This window comes from Kitasatospora sp. NPDC094019, from assembly GCF_044764505.1.
Taxonomy (GTDB): domain Bacteria; phylum Actinomycetota; class Actinomycetes; order Streptomycetales; family Streptomycetaceae; genus Kitasatospora.
Genome location: NZ_JBIWIF010000008.1, coordinates 304055 through 321538, shown reverse-complemented (window position 1 = coordinate 321538; position 17484 = coordinate 304055). Strand labels below are relative to the sequence as shown.

10 protein-coding genes are annotated in these 17484 nt (G+C 75.8%); 2 read left to right on the top strand and 8 right to left on the bottom strand.

Translation table 11 applies throughout. The features are described from left to right. Positions 1 to 18 precede the first annotated feature (18 nt). The 5 genes from ACIQ9P_RS20575 to ACIQ9P_RS20555 all read right to left on the bottom strand — a co-directional run bounded on the left by ACIQ9P_RS20575 (position 19) and on the right by ACIQ9P_RS20555 (position 7178). Positions 19 to 747, bottom strand: coding sequence for a response regulator (locus tag ACIQ9P_RS20575; protein ID WP_402357701.1), 729 nt, complete (start codon positions 745 to 747; stop codon positions 19 to 21). Positions 748 to 754: 7 nt separating this feature from the next. After that, a complete protein-coding gene (locus tag ACIQ9P_RS20570; RefSeq protein ID WP_402357698.1) occupies positions 755 to 2185 on the bottom strand; it encodes a sensor histidine kinase in 1431 nt (476 codons plus the stop codon). Between the two features lie 110 nt (positions 2186 to 2295). After that, entirely contained in the window at positions 2296 to 3939 is a 1644-nt protein-coding gene (locus ACIQ9P_RS20565) for a protein kinase (RefSeq protein ID WP_402357696.1), read from the bottom strand. Further along, positions 3936 to 4733, bottom strand: a complete 798-nt coding sequence (locus ACIQ9P_RS20560; RefSeq protein WP_402357694.1) for a hypothetical protein — start codon at positions 4731 to 4733, stop codon at positions 3936 to 3938. The genes ACIQ9P_RS20565 and ACIQ9P_RS20560 overlap by 4 nt, the downstream gene beginning before the upstream one ends. A 246-nt stretch (positions 4734 to 4979) precedes the next feature. After that, entirely contained in the window at positions 4980 to 7178 is a 2199-nt protein-coding gene (locus ACIQ9P_RS20555; RefSeq protein ID WP_402357691.1) for an N-6 DNA methylase, read from the bottom strand. Between the two features lie 223 nt (positions 7179 to 7401). Here ACIQ9P_RS20555 and ACIQ9P_RS20550 point away from each other — a divergent pair, with 223 nt between their 5' ends. Beyond that, complete coding sequence (locus ACIQ9P_RS20550) at positions 7402 to 8055, top strand: DUF4352 domain-containing protein (protein ID WP_402357688.1); 654 nt, start codon at positions 7402 to 7404, stop codon at positions 8053 to 8055. Between the two features lie 181 nt (positions 8056 to 8236). Here the strand turns inward: ACIQ9P_RS20550 and mfd are convergent, their stop codons facing one another. Then, positions 8237 to 11866: a transcription-repair coupling factor gene (gene mfd, locus ACIQ9P_RS20545; RefSeq protein WP_402357685.1), complete on the bottom strand. Its 3630-nt coding sequence runs from the start codon at positions 11864 to 11866 to the stop codon at positions 8237 to 8239. 704 nt (positions 11867 to 12570) lie between these two features. Here mfd and ACIQ9P_RS20540 point away from each other — a divergent pair. Beyond that, on the top strand, positions 12571 to 13887 hold the full coding sequence (locus ACIQ9P_RS20540) for a nucleotide sugar dehydrogenase (RefSeq protein WP_402357683.1): 1317 nt from the start codon (positions 12571 to 12573) through the stop codon (positions 13885 to 13887). A 130-nt stretch (positions 13888 to 14017) separates the two neighbouring features. Here the strand turns inward: ACIQ9P_RS20540 and ACIQ9P_RS20535 are convergent, their stop codons facing one another. Together ACIQ9P_RS20535 and ACIQ9P_RS20530 are read right to left on the bottom strand one after the other, a co-directional pair. After that, positions 14018 to 15493 carry a hypothetical protein gene (locus ACIQ9P_RS20535; protein WP_402357680.1) on the bottom strand — a complete coding sequence of 492 codons (1476 nt, stop codon included), beginning with the start codon at positions 15491 to 15493 and terminating at the stop codon, positions 14018 to 14020. 266 nt (positions 15494 to 15759) lie between these two features. Beyond that, on the bottom strand, positions 15760 to 17484 hold a 1725-nt coding region (locus tag ACIQ9P_RS20530), incomplete at its 5' end, for an SUKH-4 family immunity protein (RefSeq protein WP_402357677.1).

Below are 17484 nucleotides of genomic sequence, written 5' to 3'. Positions count from 1 at the left end.
CCGGCCCCGGCCGCGGTTTCAGCCGGCCGGGCCCACCGTCAGTCCGGCCTCGTGGGCGAGGACGGCGGCGGCAGCCCGGTTGGCCACTCCCAACCGGGCCAGGACGGAGCTGACGTGCGCCTTCACCGTGCCTTCCACCACACCGATCCGGCGAGCGATCTGACCGTTGGACAGCCCGGCGGCGACCAGGGTCAGCACATCGCGCTCACGGGCTGTCAGCCCGGCCACCTGCCGCTGGGCCGCGGCCCGGCGGTCGGCCGGACCGCCGGACCGGGTGGCGGCGAGGTGGGCCACCACCCGGGCGGCCACCTTGGGTGACAGATAGGCCGCCCCGTCGGCCACCGCACGCACCCCGGCGATCAGCTCCTCGGGCTCGCCGGACTTGATCAGGAATCCGTTGGCGCCCCCGCTCAGGGCGCGCAGGATGTAGTCGTCCTCACCGAAGGTGGTCAGCATGACGATCCCAGGAGCCGCTCCGGTCCTGGTGGTGACGCCCGCCCGCCGGATCTCGGCGGCGGCGGTGATGCCGTCCGTGCCCGGCATCCGGATGTCCAGCACCGCGACGTCCGGTCGGTGGCGGCGGAGCAGCTCGACCGCCTCCCGCCCGTCCCCGGTCTCCGCGACGATCTCGATGCCCGGGTCGGTGGCGAGCACGGCACGCACCCCGGCCCTGACCATCGGTTCGTCGTCCGCGACCAGTACCCGGATCCGCGCCGGGGCGCCGTTCCCCGGTGCCCCGGCGCTCATCGGACACTCACTGGACCAGGGCGTCCAGGGAGATCAGCACGCCGCCCCGGAAGCAGAGCCGGTACGCGTCCCCCGAGCGGTCGTTGTTGAACGCCTCGGCCGTCATCGCGTAGTACTCGCACGTCACTCCCTCTCCACCGGGTGGCGGGTCGCCTACGGACGGATGGTACGGAAACTGATGTTCCGGCAGAAATCGCTGCACGGTGGACCGGTCCTGGCCGACCCGCAGTTCGGCGTAGTCGGCGGGGTCGAGCACCGACCGCCCGGCGGTGTGGATCGTCCAGCCCCGGAGCACGGCGGTCAGCAGCACCGCGGCGGAGAGCGGCACCAGGACGATCGCGACCACCATGCGGCCCACCCGGCGGCGGGCCAGGCGCAGTTCACGGGCCGGCGACACCGTGACCGGCACTGCGGGGGCCGGGGTCGGAACGCCCGTCCGCGGCAGGTGGGCGCTCACCTCGAAGCCTGGGCCGTCGGCCCGGGGCCCGTAGCCGAAGGTGCCGCCCGCCAGCCGCACCCGCTCGGCCAGTCCGAGCAGACCGTGACCTCCTGTGCCCGGCGGACCGGGGCCCGCCCCGGCGCGGGCCGGGGGCTCGCTCCCCGCTCGGGGACCGTCGAGCACCCGGACGCGAGCGCCGTCCACCGTGTACGCCACCAGCACCGTGACGGGCGCCCCCGGGGCGTGCTTGGCGGCATTGGTCAGCGCCTCCTGAACGACCCGGTACACGGCGTGCTCGGCCGCCCGGGGCAGCCCGTCCGGCCGACCGTCGACGGTCAGCCGGACGTCCAGCCCGGCCGCGGCCGCTTCCCCCACCAGTTGCGGGACGCCCGCGTCGACCGGGCCCCGGACGGTGTGCGGGTCCGTGTCGTCCCGCAGGATGCCGATCACCTCACCGAGGCGTTCGACGGCGGCGGCCGCGCCCGCCCGGATGTCCTGTGCCGCCTCGCGGTGCGGCGGGGCCAGGTCGGGCGCGAGCTTGAGGGCGCCGGCCCGCAGGGCGATCAGGCTCAGGTCGTGGCCCAGCGCGTCGTGCATGTCCTGGGCGATCCGGGCGCGTTCGCGCAGGCGAGCCTGCTCGGCCACCAGTCGCTGCTCGTGCTCGGCCCGTTCGGCCCGCTCCCAGCCTGCCCGCACCAGCTCCTGCGACTGCCGCCAGAACCGGCCCACCATCCACGGGGCCATTCCGGCGCAGACCAGCACCGACACCACCGATGTCGCCCGGACGGCCAGCTCCGGGGCGGCCACCGTCACCAGGGCCCCGGCCGTGACCAGCACCACGAGCAGGGCGACCGCCTCCCGTACCCGGTCCGTCCGCACCCCGGCCGCGAACGCGGCCCCGACACCGGGCACCACCCACCAGAGGGACACCGCACTCAGCCCGAGCGCCCCGGCCGCCAGCGCCGGCAACCCTCGGTCCCACCACGTTCTCGTCCGCATCCGCCCGACCCTACGGACCTCACCGGCGCCGCGGATCTGTCGAAAGTCATGCCCGTCGGCGACCGGTCGCGGGCCCGGTCCCGGCTCGGCACGGTCGGCGTGGCCGACGGTCAGGCGCGCGGGGGCCAGGGGGTGGCGTTGGTGCGGTGCGGTTGGAGGGTGTCCAGGGTCTGCCGCAGGCGGCGGACCGCCGGGTGGTGCGGGCCGTCGCGGCGTTCGCGGTCGAAGAGCAGCTGGAGCAGCCACGACCAGGCCGCCTCCGTCTCACCGAGCGTGGCCAGCAGCACGCCGACCCGTTCCCGGAGGTCGAGCAGCCGCTCGGGCTCGGTCTCCGGCCAGACCGCGAGCAGGGCCTGGTACTCGGCGAGGGCCTCCGCGCCCCGGCCGAGCTGTTCGAGGCACTCGGCCGCCCGGTGGCGGGGTTCGAGCGCCCGTCGGCCGTGCGGTCCGCCCTCGGCGGTGGCGGCGAGCGCCCGGTACTCGGCCAGGGCCTCGTGGTGACGCCGCTCCTGGAGGAGCGTGCGGGCGTAGATGGTCCGGACGGTGCGGACCATCCCCGCGCCGTCGCCGAGTTCGGTGCGTCCGCGGGCCAGCAGCCGGGCGGCGAGGTCGAGCACCTCGGGGCGCCGGCCGGCGTCGACCAGGTCGGAGAGCCGGGCGCAGGCCGCCGCGAAGTCCTCCCCCGCCACCACCGCCGGAGCCTGCGGCGCCACCGGGGCGGGCGGGTTCGGCACGGCGGCGATCAGGAACGGCGGCGGCTCGGCCCGGGGCGGTGGCGTCGGGGCGACGCCCTCCGGGCGCGGCTGCGGCTGGAGCGGGTACCGGTAGGGCCGGGCCGGGTCCGGCAGCGGACCGGACCGGGGCTGCGGCACCGGGACGGCGGCGGGCAGCAGCGGCAGCAACCGCCCGTACACCTCCTGGGCGTCGGCCGGCCTGGCCTCGGGGCGCTTGGCGAGCAGGTCGAGGACGAGCCGCTCCAGCGCGCCCGGCACCTCGGGCCGCAGGTCGCGCAGCGGCACCGGCGGGTCGTCGACGTGCCGCCGCAGCAGTCCCAGCGCGGTGGGCGCCCGGAACGGCCCCTCGCCGGTCAGCATCTCGTGCAGCAGGCAGCCGAGCGCGTACAGGTCGCTGCGGGGGTCGACGGCGGCGGACAGCGCCTGTTCCGGCGCCATGTAGGACGGGCTGCCGATCGGGACGCCGGTCAGGGTGAGCCGGGTGGACTCGGGGTCGAGCGCGGTGGCGATGCCGAGGTCCAGCAGGACGGTCCGGCCGTCCTCACGGACCATCACGTTGCTGGGCTTGAGGTCACGGTGGACGACCCGCACCGCGTGGACGGCGGCCAGCGCGGCGCAGAGCTGGGCGGCCACCGCGACGGCGCGCTCGACCGGGAACGGCGCGTCCTCGGCGATGAGGTCGGACAGGCTGATGCCGGGGACGCGCTGCATCACCAGGTACAGCTCGCCGTCCTCCTCACCGGCGTCGAAGACGGTGACCAGGCCCGGGTGGTCGAGGGCGGCGGTGGTACGGCACTCGCGGAGGAAGCGGCGGCGCAGGTCGTCACCGTGCCGGAGCCGGTCGGTGGTGGTCGGGTCGGTGCCGCCGGCGGCGGCGAGGAGGAGGTCGGTGCGCAGCAGCTTGACCGCGACCGGGCGGGCGAGCCGCTCGTCGTGGCCGGCCCAGACCTGGCCCATGCCGCCGTGACCGATCTTCTCGGTGAGGTGGTAGCGGCCGCCGATCACCCGGGCGAGGGTCACGGGCGGTCCTCGCGGGCCTGGCGGCGCAACAGCTCGCCGAGTTCGCGCAGTTCGTCGGAGGTGGCGGGTCCGGCGCCGGAGGCCCCGTGCGGCGCCCCGTACGGGGGCTGGGCGCCCGGACCCGGCTGCGCGGCCTGCCCGGCCTGCGGATGGGCGGCCGGTGCGGGCGCCGGGTACGGAGCCGGGGTCCCGTACGGCTGCGCGGCACCGTAGGAAGGAGCGGCACCGTAGGAAGCTGCGGCGCCGTAGGACGGCGCGGGGGCGTACGGCTGCGGCGCCCCGTACGGCTGGGTGGACGGGTAGCCGTAGCCGGCCGGCTGCGGGTGGGGGGCGACGCCGGCCGGGGCGGCCGGGCGGCGTGCCGACCAGACCACCTGGCGGTCCATCAGCAGGAAGTGCACCGGCGGGGTGAACCACATCAGCAGCATCGTCGTGGTGCCCACCGCGTCGGCGACCGGAGCCCCGCCCTTGCCGTAGCTGCCGGCGATCCCGATGCAGATGAAGTAGGTGAGGAAGAGCCCGGCGTACACGACCGCGCCCAGGATGTCGTACGCCCGGCGGCGGCGGACCGCCAGCAGCAGCGACGGCACCATGCCGAGCAGGCCGACGGTCAGCAGCGACGCCAGGACCACCAGGACCCGGCCGGGCACGCCGTACGGACCGGCCGGTCGGCGGGGGGCCTGCGGCGAGGCGACCAGGGTCCGGCCGTGGAGCTGCGGCGCGGCGCCGGGTATGCCACCGGCGGGCGCGCCACCGGGCGGTGGGCCGAACTGCCCGGGGTACTGCCCTGACATGCGCGCTCCTGAGCGGTGAGGACGACGGCCGTCCGGATCACGGAACCGGTTCCGCACACCGTACCGCCAGCACCGGTCGGGCCGGAGTCCTTCCGTCGCACCCGTACCGCTCCGGCCCGCGGCGGAGCGGAGCGGGAGGTCGGCCGGTCCGGCGCCCGGGTCCGGTCGACGGCGGGGGCCGACCGGCTCCGGCGGCGTCCGGACCCGCCACGGCACATCACGACACGTCAGGAGGCACCAGCGGCGTCAGGGAGCGGACGGGGGCTCGGCGGTGCCGGCGGCGAGGGCGTCGGTGGCCGCCTGGGCGAGGGCGTGACCGAGGGCGGCGGCCTGCCGCAGCGTCGCGTCGAACGCGGCGAGCCGGGCGAAGGCCGCGCCCAGGCGGCGCTGTTCCGCGATCGGCAGCCGCGGCAGCTCGACCCGGCGGATGTCCAGCCGGGTGGTCGTCGAGGCGTGGCTGGCGGCCCGGCGGGCGACGGCCGTGGAGCGCAGGTGACCGGCCAGGAAGTCCGGGTCGAGGGCGGCCGGGTCGGGGCGGAGCAGGTGGAGCTGGCGGCCGAGGGCCGCTCCGGCGGGCGGGCCGCCCGGACCGACCACCCGGGCGGCGCCGCCACCGAGGGCGGGGACGAGCACGTCGCCGGGCCGGGTCAGCGGGGTGCCGTCGGCGGCGGCGGCCCGGTCGAGGACGGCACCGGGCGCGCTGCCGGTGGCCAGGTCCTGGTCGCTCAGTACGGGGGTGCCCGTCGGGTCGCTGCCGGTGGGCAGGGTCGGGGCACCGGCCCCGGAGGAGTGCACCTCCAGGAACCCGGAGCGGACCAGCTCGCCCAGGGTCACCACCGGGCCGGGGCCCCCGCCCGCCCCCGGCACAGGGTCGGCCGCCGGGCCGGGCAGCAGCGTGCCGGGGTCGGCGAGTCCGGCCAGCAGCTCGGTCAGCCGGCCGCCGAGGTGGGAGAGTCCGGCGGCGCCGCCGGGCGGGGCGGCCGGCGGGACGTGCCGGGCGGGCGAGAGGTCGGTCTCGTCGTCGAGCAGGTCGATCGCCGCCACGGTCCGGTACCGGCCCGGCCGGTCCTCGGGCAGCGGGAGACCCTCGCGGGCGGCGAGGTCGAAGGCGCGCCAGGCGTCCAGCACGGTGCGGCGCAGCTCGGGCCAGCGGACCTTGTCCCGGCCGCCCTCGGCGAGTTCGGCGGAGCCGGGCGAGGTGGCGGCGGCGTCCAGCATCAGCACCTGGCGGAAGTCGTCGCCGGGGCGGGGGGCGCGCAGTACCCAGAGGTGGAGCGGCACCCCGTAGGGGGGCGCGGCCCCGGCCGGGAGGGCGACGACGGCCCGCAGCGCGCCGGAGCGCAGCAGTTCGGCGCGGATCCGGCGGCCGGCCCGGCGGGCGGCGACGGTCGGCGGGAGCAGCAGGGCGGCGAGCCCGCCGGGGCGGGTGTGGGCGAGGCAGTGCAGCACCCAGGCGAGTTCGGACTCGCCGCGCGGCGGGACGAGGCCGCCGGGCCAGCGCCGGTCGAACTGCAGCTCGTCGTGGCCCCAGTCCCGCTCGTTGTAGGGGGGCTGACAGAGCACCGCGTCGAAGGCGTGCCCGGTGTGGGCGTCGGCGCGCAGGGCGTCGCCGGGGCGGAGGTCGACCGGGAGCGGGGCGGGTTCGGTGGCGGGCGCATGCAGGGCGAGCCTGAGCCGGGCGAGCGCGGTGGTGACCGGGTCGGTGTCCTGGCCGTGGCGGGCGGTGGTGGACGGCAGGGCGAGCAGCAGGGAGCCGAGGCCGGTGGCGGGGTCGAGCACGGTGGCGGGGACGCCGGCGACGGCGGCGACGGCGGCGAGCAGTTCGGCGGCCTCCGGCGGGGTGGGGCTGAGCTGGCGGGTGTTGGCCTCGGCGTAGCGGGCGAGGAGTTGTTCGTAGGCCGCGGCGGGGCCGGCCTCGGCGGACAGCCGGGCGAGCAACCGGGCGAGGTCGAGCTCGGTGGAGCCGAACAGGCCGGGCCGCCCGGGGCCGGTGGCACCGTCCAGGCCGTCGGAGCCGTCGGCACCGGTGCCGGACGCCGCGCCGGGGCCGAACACGGTGCGGACGGTGTCGGCGAGGGCGCGGGGCAGGGCGGTGGCGAGCCTGGTGTCCGGCTGGTCGGCGAGGGCGGCCCAGCGGTCCGGCTCGCGGTGCTGCAGCAGCAGGACCGCGCCGGCCCGGGCCAGCGGGGCGGCCGGGTGACCGGCCGGGTCGCGCAGGGTCTCGACGAGCCGCCAGACCCGCTCCAGCAGCGGCAGTTCGGCGATCTTGCCCTGGGAGCGGAGCCAGGACTCCACCTCGGCGAGGGCGAAGGCCGGGCTGCTGTCGGTGCCGCCGACCGGGCGCGGGAAGTCGGGGTGGCGGCGGCGCCAGTTGCTGACGGCGGCGCGGCCCACCCCGGCGAGGCGGGCGATCTCGACCGCGGTCACCTCGGGACGGTCCGGCATGGGGGCTCCTTCGTCGGCGACGGCACTGGTGTGGCCACACAGCATAGTCAGCGGCGCCATTCCCATCGTTCACACGTGAACGGAGGTGTTTCATGAAAGCTCGTTGACATCGTTCACAGCAGATGATGTGATTTCTCCTGTCGACAGCACCTCAGGTCGACACCACGCACCGCACAGGACGACAGGCGCCGGTCCCTACCCGGCGACACGACAGGAGACCCCGATGTCCGCGACCACCCGCCGCACCCGCCGCACCGCCGCCCTGCTGCTGGGCGCCACGCTCGTCACCCTCGCCGCGACGGCCTGCGACTCGACCGGCGGCGCGTCCGTCTCCACCGAGGCCAAGCAGACCGCCGCCGCCACCTCCGCCCCCGCGGCCGACGCCGGTGGCAGCGCCCCGGCCAAGCCCGCCGAGAGCAAGCCGGCCGAGAGCAAGCCCGCCGAGGCGGCGAAGGCCCCGGCGAAGGTCGGCGACACCATCGCCCTCAAGAGCACCCTGGAGAAGGGCAACACCGCCGACGTCACCGCGCTGAAGGTGGTCGACCCGGCCGCGAGCACCAACCAGTACCTCACCGCGGCGGACGGCAAGCACTACGTCGCCGTGCAGTTCCAGATCAAGCCCACCGGCGCCAAGGCGTACAGCGAGGCCCCCTGGAGCGCCGCCAAGGTGATCGACGACCAGGGCCAGGCGTACGGCCCGACGCTCGCCGACACCAAGGCCGGCCCGTCCTTCCAGACCCCGACCAACATCGCCGCCGGCGAGTCGGGCAAGGGCTTCGTCGTCTTCGAGGTGCCGAACGGCACCAAGCTCGACAAGGTCCAGTTCTCCCTGGACAACGGCTTCGCCGACCAGGTCGGCCAGTGGAAGCTCGGCTGACGGCGGTGGCGTCACCGGCCACCCCCACCGGGCACTCGTCATCCGGCCACCCGCCGCCGCTCCCCGGCCACGCGGAGGACCGCGCACCGGAAAACGCGAACGGCGGCCCCGGGCCGCACCGCCCGGGACCGCCGTTCGCGGCGAGGACCCCTCCGGGGGCCCTCGACCCCCGCGGGATCCGCTACTTCCTCGCCCCCGCCAGGTCGTCGAACATCGCCGACAGGAACTCCCGGGACCAGGTCAGCAGCTCCCGCCCGACCAGCGGCTTGCCGCCGATCCGCCCGGTGGAGGGCCGCGGCACCAGCAGCTGGTTGGTCGCCGCCTTCACCTGACTGCGCGGGTAGAGCCGGTTCAGCCGCAGCTGCTGCGACTCCCGCAGCTCGACCGGGCCGAAGCGCACGTTGGCGCCCTGCAGCGTGATGTCCGCGATGCCGCAGCGCCGCGCGTACAGCCGCAGTGCCGCCACCAGCAGCAGGTTCTCCACCGGCTCGGGCAGCTTGCCGTACCGGTCGGCCAGCTCGTCCCGGACCTGGGTGATGTCCTCCTCCGAGTTGACCGCCGCGATCGAGCGGTACGCCTGGAGCCGCAGCCGCTCCCCCGGCGCGTAGTCGTGCGGCACATGGGCGTCGACCGGCAGCTCGATCTTCACCTCCAGCGGCTCCTCCTCCGGCTCGCCGCCGCCCGCCAGCGACTCCCGGAACTCGGCCACCGCCTCGCCGACCATCCGCATGTAGAGGTCGAAGCCGACACCCGCGATGTGCCCGGACTGCTCGCCGCCGAGCAGGTTGCCCGCGCCGCGGATCTCCAGGTCCTTCATCGCGACGTACATGCCGGCGCCCATCTCGGTGTGCTGGGCGATGGTGGCCAGCCGCTCGTGCGCCGTCTCGGTCAGCGGCTTCTCCGGGGGGTACAGCATGTAGGCGTACCCGCGCTCCCGGCCCCGGCCCACCCGGCCGCGCAGCTGGTGCAGCTGGGAGAGGCCGAAGGTGTCGCCGCGCTCGACGATCAGGGTGTTGGCGTTGGAGATGTCGATGCCGGACTCGACGATCGTGGTCGACACCAGGACGTCGAACTCCTTCTCCCAGAAGTCGACGACCACCTTCTCCAGCAGGGTCTCGCCCATCTGCCCGTGCGCGGTGGCGATCCGCGCCTCCGGCACCAGCTCCTTCAGCCGGGCGGCCGCCCGGTCGATCGACTCGACCCGGTTGTGGATGTAGAACACCTGTCCCTCGCGCAGGAGTTCACGCCGGATCGCGGCCGAGATCTGCTTCTCGTCGTACGGGCCGACGAAGGTCAGCACCGGGTGCCGCTCCTCCGGCGGGGTGGTGATGGTGGACATCTCGCGGATCCCGGTGACCGCCATCTCCAGGGTGCGCGGGATCGGGGTCGCGGACATGGTGAGCACGTCGACGTTGGCCCGCAGCTTCTTCAGCTGCTCCTTGTGCTCGACGCCGAACCGCTGCTCCTCGTCGACGATCACCAGGCCGAGGTCCTTGAAGCGGGTCTCCGAGGAGAACAGCCGGTGGGTGCCGATGACGACGTCCACCGAGCCCTCGAACAGCCCCTCCAGCACGGCCTTGGCCTCGCTGTCGGTCTGGAACCTGGACAGTGCCCTCACGGTCACCGGGAAGTTGGCGTACCGCTCGGCGAAGGTCGAGAAGTGCTGCTGCACCAGCAGCGTGGTCGGGACCAGCACCGCGACCTGCTTGCCGTCCTGCACCGCCTTGAAGGCCGCCCGCACCGCGATCTCGGTCTTGCCGTAACCGACGTCACCGCAGATCAGCCGGTCCATCGGGACGGACTTCTCCATGTCCGACTTGACCTCGGCGATGGTGGTCAGCTGGTCGGGCGTCTCCGCGTAGGGGAAGGCGTCCTCCAGTTCGCGCTGCCACGGGGTGTCCGGGCCGAAGGTGTGGCCGGGGGCCGCCATCCGGGCCGAGTACAGCTTGATCAGGTCGGCGGCGATCTCCTTGACCGCCTTCTTGGCCCGCTGCTTGGTCTTCGCCCAGTCCGCGCCGCCGAGCCGGTGCAGCGTCGGGGCCTCGCCGCCGACGTACTTGGTGACCTGGTCGAGCTGGTCGGTCGGCACGAACAGCCGGTCGCCGGGGTGGCCCCGCTTGGCCGGCGCGTACTCCAGCACCAGGTACTCGCGGGTGGCGCCCTGCACGGTGCGCTGCACCATCTCCACGTACCGGCCGACACCGTGCGCCTCGTGCACCACGTAGTCGCCGGGCACCAGCGCCAACGGGTCGATCGCGTTGCGGCGCCGGGACGGCATCCGCCGCATGTCCTTGGTGGAGGACTTCTGACCGGACAGGTCGGTTTCGGTGATCACGGTCAGCTTGAGCGTCTCGTCGACGAAGCCGTGCTCGATCGAGCCGCAGGAGACGTACACGACGTCCCGGGTGGGGGCCTCGGACAGGTCGGCGACCAGCCGGGCCGCGATGCCCTCGTTGCCGAGCACCTCGGCGAGCCGGGAGGCCGGTCCGTGGCCCTCGGTCACCATGACGACCCGCCAGTCGGCGGCCAGCCGCTCCTTGGCGTCGGCGATCGCGCGGGCGGTGTCGCCCCGGTACGCCTCGACCGCGTGCATGCCGAGGGTCAGCGTGTTGGTGTCGAACTCCAGCATCCCGCCGGCCGAGGCGTCGCTGGTCGCGAACGGGCTGACCGACCACCACGGCAGACCGATCTCGGCGGCGTGCTCGCGCACCTCGGCGAGCGAGCGCAGCGAGGCGGCCGAGACGTCGATCGTCTCCAGGTCGATGGGCCGGTCGCCCCCGGAGGCGGCGGCCACCCAGGAGGCGTGCAGGAACTCCTGACTGGTCGCCACCAGGTCGGCGGCGCGGGTGCGGACCCGCTCGGGGTCGCAGACCACGGCGACCGAACCGAGCGGCAGCACGTCCATCAGCAGTTCCATGTCGTCGACCAGGACCGGCGCCAGCGACTCCATGCCCTCGACCGCGATGCCCTCGGCGATCCGGTCCAGGATCTCGGCCAGGCCCGGGTGCGCGGCGGACAGTTCGGCGGCCCGCGCCCGCACCTCGTCGGTCAGCAGCAGCTCACGACAGGGCGGCGCCCACAGACCGTGTTCGGCGATCTCCAGCGAGCGCTGGTCGGCCACCTTGAAGAAGCGGATCTCCTCGACCTCGTCGCCCCAGAACTCCACCCGCAGCGGGTGCTCCTCGGTCGGCGGGAAGACGTCCAGGATGCCGCCGCGCACCGCGAACTCGCCGCGCTTCTCGACGAGTTCGACCCGGGCGTAGGCGGCCGCGGCGAGCCGTCGGGCCACCTGGTCCAGATCGTGCGACTCACCGCGCTGCACCGCCACCGGCTCCAGCTCGGCGAGCCCCTTCACCTGCGGCTGCAGCACCGAGCGCACCGGCGCCACGATCACCTGCACCGGCCCGGCCGCCGGATCGTCGGCCCTCGGGTGGACGATCCGGCGCAGCACCGCGAGCCGGCGGCCGACGGTGTCCGAGCGCGGGGAGAGCCGCTCGTGCGGCAGCGTCTCCCAGGCCGGGTACTCGGCGACCGCGTCCGGCGGCAGCAGCGAGCGGAGCGAGGCGGCGAGGTCCTCGGCCTCCCGGCCGGTGGCGGTGACGGCCAGCACCGGCCGGCCGCGCTCACCGGCCGCCTGCCCGGCGAGCGCGCGTGCCAGCGCGGCGATCGCGAACGGCCGGGCGGCGGGCGGGCCGACCAGGTCGAGATGGCGGCGGCCCCCCGCCGCGGCACCGGTGGCGGTCGCGGCCTCGATCGCCTCGGCGAGGGCCGCGTCCCGCGCGACGACATCGAGCAGTCCGGTCAGGCTCATCTGGAGTCTCTTCTTCGTCCCGAGGAAGGTGCTGCCCGGGGGCCCTGGGCCCGTCGGGGCAGCGCGAACGGCCCGGCACGCCGTGCGGCCGGGGGTATCCAGCCTACGCCGCGGGGCTGACGCGCACGCGGCACACGGCCGGGGCGGGGCGGCGCGCGACCGGCGCACGACCCGCACGCCGTCCGCGGGCGATCCGGTGCGGACGAACCACCGCCGCACGCTGCCGGTCCTGGTGCTCCGCCGGGCCGTTTCCCCATCGTCGCGTTCTGCCACGAACTGGACATACTCCTGTCACTGCCCGTCCATGGAGATCGCGCACCATGGTGAATGTGCCCGCCGCACCCAACCGTGGGGGATGGCTGCGAGGGGCACGGTCGCACACCCGATGGGGGTCGGGAGTGCGAGGCCGGGCGGCCCTGGGTGGGGGCGCCCGCCCACACGCCGGGAACCGTGGCGTCCTTTCCTGGAGGACGCCACGGGTCTCGGCCTCATTCTTTTCCCCGCCCGCCCCCGCCGTCCACACACCCGGTGTCACGATCGGATGCCGTCCCGGCCCGGGAAGGGCGCCGCGTCCCTTTCCGGCCCCTTTCGGCGCGATCCCGGGAAAGCCCGCGCCGCCCGGCCCCGCTCCCTACCCTGTGGTGAAGACCGTGTGGAGACGCCCGGAGGGGCCAGGGGCGTCGCGATGGAGGGGGTTCTTCGTCATGCGCGTTGTCATCGCAGGCCAGGGCTACGTGGGGCTGCCGCTCGCGGTCCGCGCGGCCGAGGTCGGGCACCGGGTGGTCGGCTACGACGTGGACGAGCGCCGGATCAAACGGCTGGCCGTCGGCGAGTCCTACGTCGAGGACATCCCGGCCGAGCGGCTGCGGCCGCTGCTGGAGAGCGGCGCCTACCTGCCCTCCGCGGAACCGTCCGACGTCGCGGACTTCGACGTCGCGGTGATCACCGTGCCCACGCCGCTGCGCGACGGCGTGCCCGACCTGTCGTACATCGAGACCTCGGCCGCCCTGCTCGCCCAGCACCTGCGGCCGGGGGCGACGGTCGTCCTGGAGTCCACCACCTACCCCGGCACCACCGAGGAGCTGCTCGCGCCGCTGCTGGAGCAGGGGTCGGGACTGACCGTCGGCCGGGACTTCCACCTCGGCTACAGCCCCGAGCGGATCGACCCGGGCAACCCGACCTGGCGGCTGGAGAACACCCCGAAGGTGGTGTCCGGGATCGACCCGGCCTCCCTGGCCGCGGTCGAGGGCTTCTACGGCGGGCTGATCGAGCGGACCGTGCCGGTCTCCTCCTGCAAGGAGGCCGAGCTGACCAAGCTGCTGGAGAACACCTTCCGCCATGTGAACATCGCCCTGGTCAACGAGCTGGCGATGTTCGCCCACGATCTCGGGATCGACGTCTGGGAGGCCATCGACGCCGCCTCCACCAAGCCGTTCGGCTATCTGCGCTTCACCCCCGGCCCGGGGGTGGGCGGGCACTGTCTGCCGATCGACCCGTCCTACCTGTCCTGGCGGGTGGAACGGGCGCTCGGCCAGTCGTTCCGCTTCGTCGAGCTGGCCAACGACGTCAACAGCCACATGCCCGACTACGTGGTGCGGCGACTGGCGGAGGCGCTGAACGAGCGGCAGCGCTCGGTCAAGGGCTCGCGGGTGCTGCTGCTGGGGCTGGCGTACAAGAAGAACACCGGCGACGCCCGGGAGACGCCGGCCGCCCGGGTCGCCGAACTGCTGGTCCGGATGGGCGCCGAGGTCCGCGCCGCCGATCCGCACGTGGTGGTCGGGGTGCACGTGCCCGAGCCGGTGATCCCGGGCCAGCGGGCGGCCGAGCACGACCCGCACGGCGACCCGTTCGCCGCCGTCCACCGGGTGGAGGCGAGCCCGGAGGAGCTGGCGGCGGCGGACGCGGTGGTGCTGCTGGCCGACCACGACGACTTCGACTACGAGGCGGTCACCGCCCACTCCCGGTACGTGCTGGACTGCCGGCGCCGCCTGACCGGCGGCGCCGCCGTCGAGGTGCTCTGAGCCGTCCCGACGGGCCGCCCCGCTCCGGCAGCTCCGGCCCCGCCGCCTCCGGCCCGGGCCACGAACGCGCCGGGCCCCGAACGCGGCTCGGCGTTCGGGGCCCGGGACGGACCGGACGGCCCGCGGGCGGTCAGCGCCGGCGGCGGTAGGCGACCGTGTTCGGGGTCCCGTACTCGGCGCCGTCGTCGACGATCACGATCTTCGGGATGATCCTGGTCTCCTCCTCGGCCGGCCGTTCGGCGCCGGCCGCCTCACCACCGGCCGCCTCGGCGCCGTCCGCCACCACCGGGGGCGCGGCCGGCCTCGGCGGCACCGGGCCGGTGGCGACGGCCGGGGTTCCCGCCTGGGGGGCGACCGGAGCGACCCGTCCGGGGGTGACCCGGAGCATCGCGGTGGCCGCCTCGCCCGCGGCGGGCGCCGGGCCGACGGACAGGGCCGGGACGGGCTCCTTGCGGAGCACCGCCCGCGGGTCGGCGGCCGCGGGCACCGGGACGGACTTCGCGACGGGGACGGGGACGGGCAACGGGATCTCCCCGGTGTCCGCCTCCGAGTCCACCGGCGGCGCGTCCGAGGGGGCCGCGTCGACCGGGGCCGCGTCGACCGGGGCCGGCTCGGTCCGGACCGGACCGACCGGAGCCGCACCCGCAGGAACCGCGTCGACCGGAGCCGCGTCGGCCGAGGCCGCGTCCGCGGGGGCGCCGTCCGCCGGGAACGGCAGCGGCTCGATCGCACCCACCGCGGCGCCCGTGAGCGAGGCCAGCGTCGCCTTGATGTGGTCGAGGTGCTGCTGCACCGTCTCCAGCCTCGCGGTGAACTCGCGGTGCTCGCGCTCGGTCTCCGTGTTGATCCGCTCGGCCTCGCGCCTGGCCTGCTCGATCAGTTCGTCCGCCCTGGCCTGTGCCTCGGCGTCGCTCTGCTTGATCCGGCCGAGCACCGACTCCCGGAACTGCTCGGCCTCCTTGACCCGCCGCTCGGCGGTACCGGAGATCGCCTCGTCCTCGTTGTCGGCCCTGGTCTGCGCCTCGGCGAAGGTCTCGTCGGCCTTGCGGCGCAGCTCGGCCAGCTTGGCCTCGGCCCGCTCCGACGCCTCGGCGGCCGCGACCCGGACCTGGGCCGCGTGCGCGGTGGCGGCGTCCCGGACGGTCCGGACCTCACGGTCGGTGTCGGCCCGGATCGTCTCGGCCTCGGCCCGGGTGCGCTCGTCGGTGCGGCGCGCGGCGGCGTCGGCCTCGGTCCGGGTGACGGTCGCGTACTCCTTGGCGGCCCGGTCGGCCGCCTGGCCGGCCTCGTAGACCTCGTCGCGGAGGTCCTCGGCCCGGCGCTCGGCCTGGTCGCGGACGGCGCGGGCCTCGTTCTCGGCCGTCCGGGCCAGCCCGGCGGCCTGCTCGCTGAGTACCTCGTAGTCCGGCTCCGGGGCGTCGGCGGCGGCCTGCTGGACCTCGGCCAGCCGGCGCTCCATCTCCCGGATTCCGGACCCGAGCACGCTCAGCCGCTCCCACGCCTCGTCCCGCTGCGCGGTGAAGGCGGTCAGGGCTCGGTCGACCTGGTCGGGCGCGTAACCGCGTCGGGCAACGGTGAAGCCGTACTGGGGGACGGCGTCGCTCATGGGCTCTTCCCCTCGTGTCGCGGGCTGCGGAGCCCATGATCGGACGGATCGGTCCGCTCGGGAACCGGGTCGGTGAACCCGGTCTGGATTCGGACCTCGAACGGATCGAAACATGTCGAGGATGGACGATTGCGACCATCCTCTTGACCTATTTTGCGCAGATCATGGCGAAACCCCAATGAGGCACCGCCGCACCGGTACGCCGAAGGGGCCGTTCCGGACACCGGAACGACCCCCGGCCACCCGCGTGGATCCGGGGCCGCCCGCTACAGCAGGCCGTCCCAGAACTGCTCCAGCAGCACGGCCCACCAGGTGTCCGCGGACTGGAGCGCGGCCGGGTCGATCGCGGCCAGCTGAGCCTGGAAGTCGGTCGTCCAGCGACCGGCCTGGTCCGGGGTCAGCCCGTACCGCAGCCGCCACATCCGACCCAGCAGGGCCAGCGCGCGGACGAACTCCGGTACACCCGTGTTGACGAACCGGGGCGGCTCCCCGGTTCCTTCGAGATCCACCGCGACCACGTGCGCCGTGCCGTACTGCACACACAGCTGCCGGCCGTAGTCGTTGCCGAGCACCAGGTAACCGCCGAAGTCGGAACCGCCGGCCAGACCCCGCTCGGCCGCCAGCTCGGCGAGCGTCGGGATCGGCCGGCCCTCCTGGGCCTGCGCCCAGAAGAACGGTCCGAACTCGCGCGGCAGACCCGCCCACATCAGCGTCTGCGCCACCGGCTCGGGCACGCCCTGCCGGGCCACCGCACGCTGCTCGAAGCGGAACACGTTCGCCCCGAACGCCTGGCCGAGCTCCTGGCCGAGCTGCTGCGGCGGCACCGGCTGCGGCACCGGGACGGTGCCCGGGGCCGGCGGCGGCACCCGGAACGGCCGCACCCGCTGCGGACCGGAGGCCAGCTGGTGCAGCTCGTCCAGGTGGTCGAGCAGCTGGGCCATGCCGGCCTGCCGGGAGTGGTGGTCCCGGCCGTAGTCGGCGGTGTGGGTGAGCCGGACGTTCGGCCAGGAGGCGGCGATCATCCGGTGGCAGTAGCCGCCGGGCAGGTCGCAGGACTCCAGCTCGGTGTAGAGCTCCAGCACCTGCTCCGGCGGCACGTTCAGCCGCCGCAGGTCCTGGAGGATCTTCCACTCCGGGTGCGGGGTGCCGGGCTCGCTGCGGTGCAGCAGCTTCTGCTCCGACCCGTCCGGGCCCCGGTAGCTGAGCGCGGCGAAGTAGCCCGGGCCGACCGCCGGCACACCGGGCGGCACCGGGGCACCCGGCGGCGGTCCGGGGACCGGTGCCGGCGGGACGGCCGCGGGTGGCGCGAGCGGGGCCGGTGCCGGGGCGGCGGCGGGAGCGGGCCCGGCCGGGTAGCCGTAACCGGCCCCGGCGGCGTGGGGCGCGCCGCCACCGGGCGGCGGCGGGACGGCGGGACCGCCGGACGGCGGGGTGCCCGGGTCGGCCGGGGCTCCACCCAGCAGCGCCGGGTCGATCGCGCCCGCCAGCTGGGTGCGCTCGTACGCCACCCCGCCGGGCGCGGCCGCGGCAGGAGCGGCGGGCGGGGTGGCCGGGCCGTCCGCGGGACGGAGACCGGCCGGCGGCGGGGGCGGCGGGGCGCCGGTGGCGCCGCGGCCGCCGGAGCCGGCCGGGGCCGCAGGGCCGGAGCCGCCGCGCAACCCGACGGGCGGGGGCGGCGGCGGGGCCGAGCCGGGGTTGCGGCCGAGCGCACCCGGCGCCTGGCCCGCTCCGGGACCGGCCGCCGCGGCACGCAGGACGGCGGGCGGGGGCGGTGGCGGAGCGGAGCCGGGGGCGCGGCCGAGCGCGCCGGGCGGCGCGGGTTCGGCGGGCGGCGGGACGGGGGCGCCGGGCGCACCCGGCAGGCCCGCCAGTCCGGGCGGACCGTCGGGCGGGGCCAGCATGGTGGCGGCGTGCTCGACCCCCGCTCCGGCGGGCGGCGGGACGGGCGTCCCCGGGGCGGGCGTGCCGGGCGCGCCCGGCAGGCCGGCGAG

What these genes read in the sequence shown, in the direction of transcription:
- ACIQ9P_RS20575 (WP_402357701.1), bottom strand. Translation starts at nt 747, where the DNA reads ATGAGCGCCGGGGCACCGGGGAACGGCGCCCCGGCGCGGATCCGGGTA.
- ACIQ9P_RS20570 (WP_402357698.1), bottom strand. Translation starts at nt 2,185, where the DNA reads ATGCGGACGAGAACGTGGTGGGACCGAGGGTTGCCGGCGCTGGCGGCC.
- ACIQ9P_RS20560 (WP_402357694.1), bottom strand. Translation starts at nt 4,733, where the DNA reads ATGTCAGGGCAGTACCCCGGGCAGTTCGGCCCACCGCCCGGTGGCGCG.
- ACIQ9P_RS20555 (WP_402357691.1), bottom strand. Translation starts at nt 7,178, where the DNA reads ATGCCGGACCGTCCCGAGGTGACCGCGGTCGAGATCGCCCGCCTCGCC.
- ACIQ9P_RS20550 (WP_402357688.1), top strand. Translation starts at nt 7,402, where the DNA reads ATGTCCGCGACCACCCGCCGCACCCGCCGCACCGCCGCCCTGCTGCTG.
- mfd (WP_402357685.1), bottom strand. Translation starts at nt 11,866, where the DNA reads ATGAGCCTGACCGGACTGCTCGATGTCGTCGCGCGGGACGCGGCCCTC.
- ACIQ9P_RS20540 (WP_402357683.1), top strand. Translation starts at nt 12,571, where the DNA reads ATGCGCGTTGTCATCGCAGGCCAGGGCTACGTGGGGCTGCCGCTCGCG.
- ACIQ9P_RS20535 (WP_402357680.1), bottom strand. Translation starts at nt 15,493, where the DNA reads ATGAGCGACGCCGTCCCCCAGTACGGCTTCACCGTTGCCCGACGCGGT.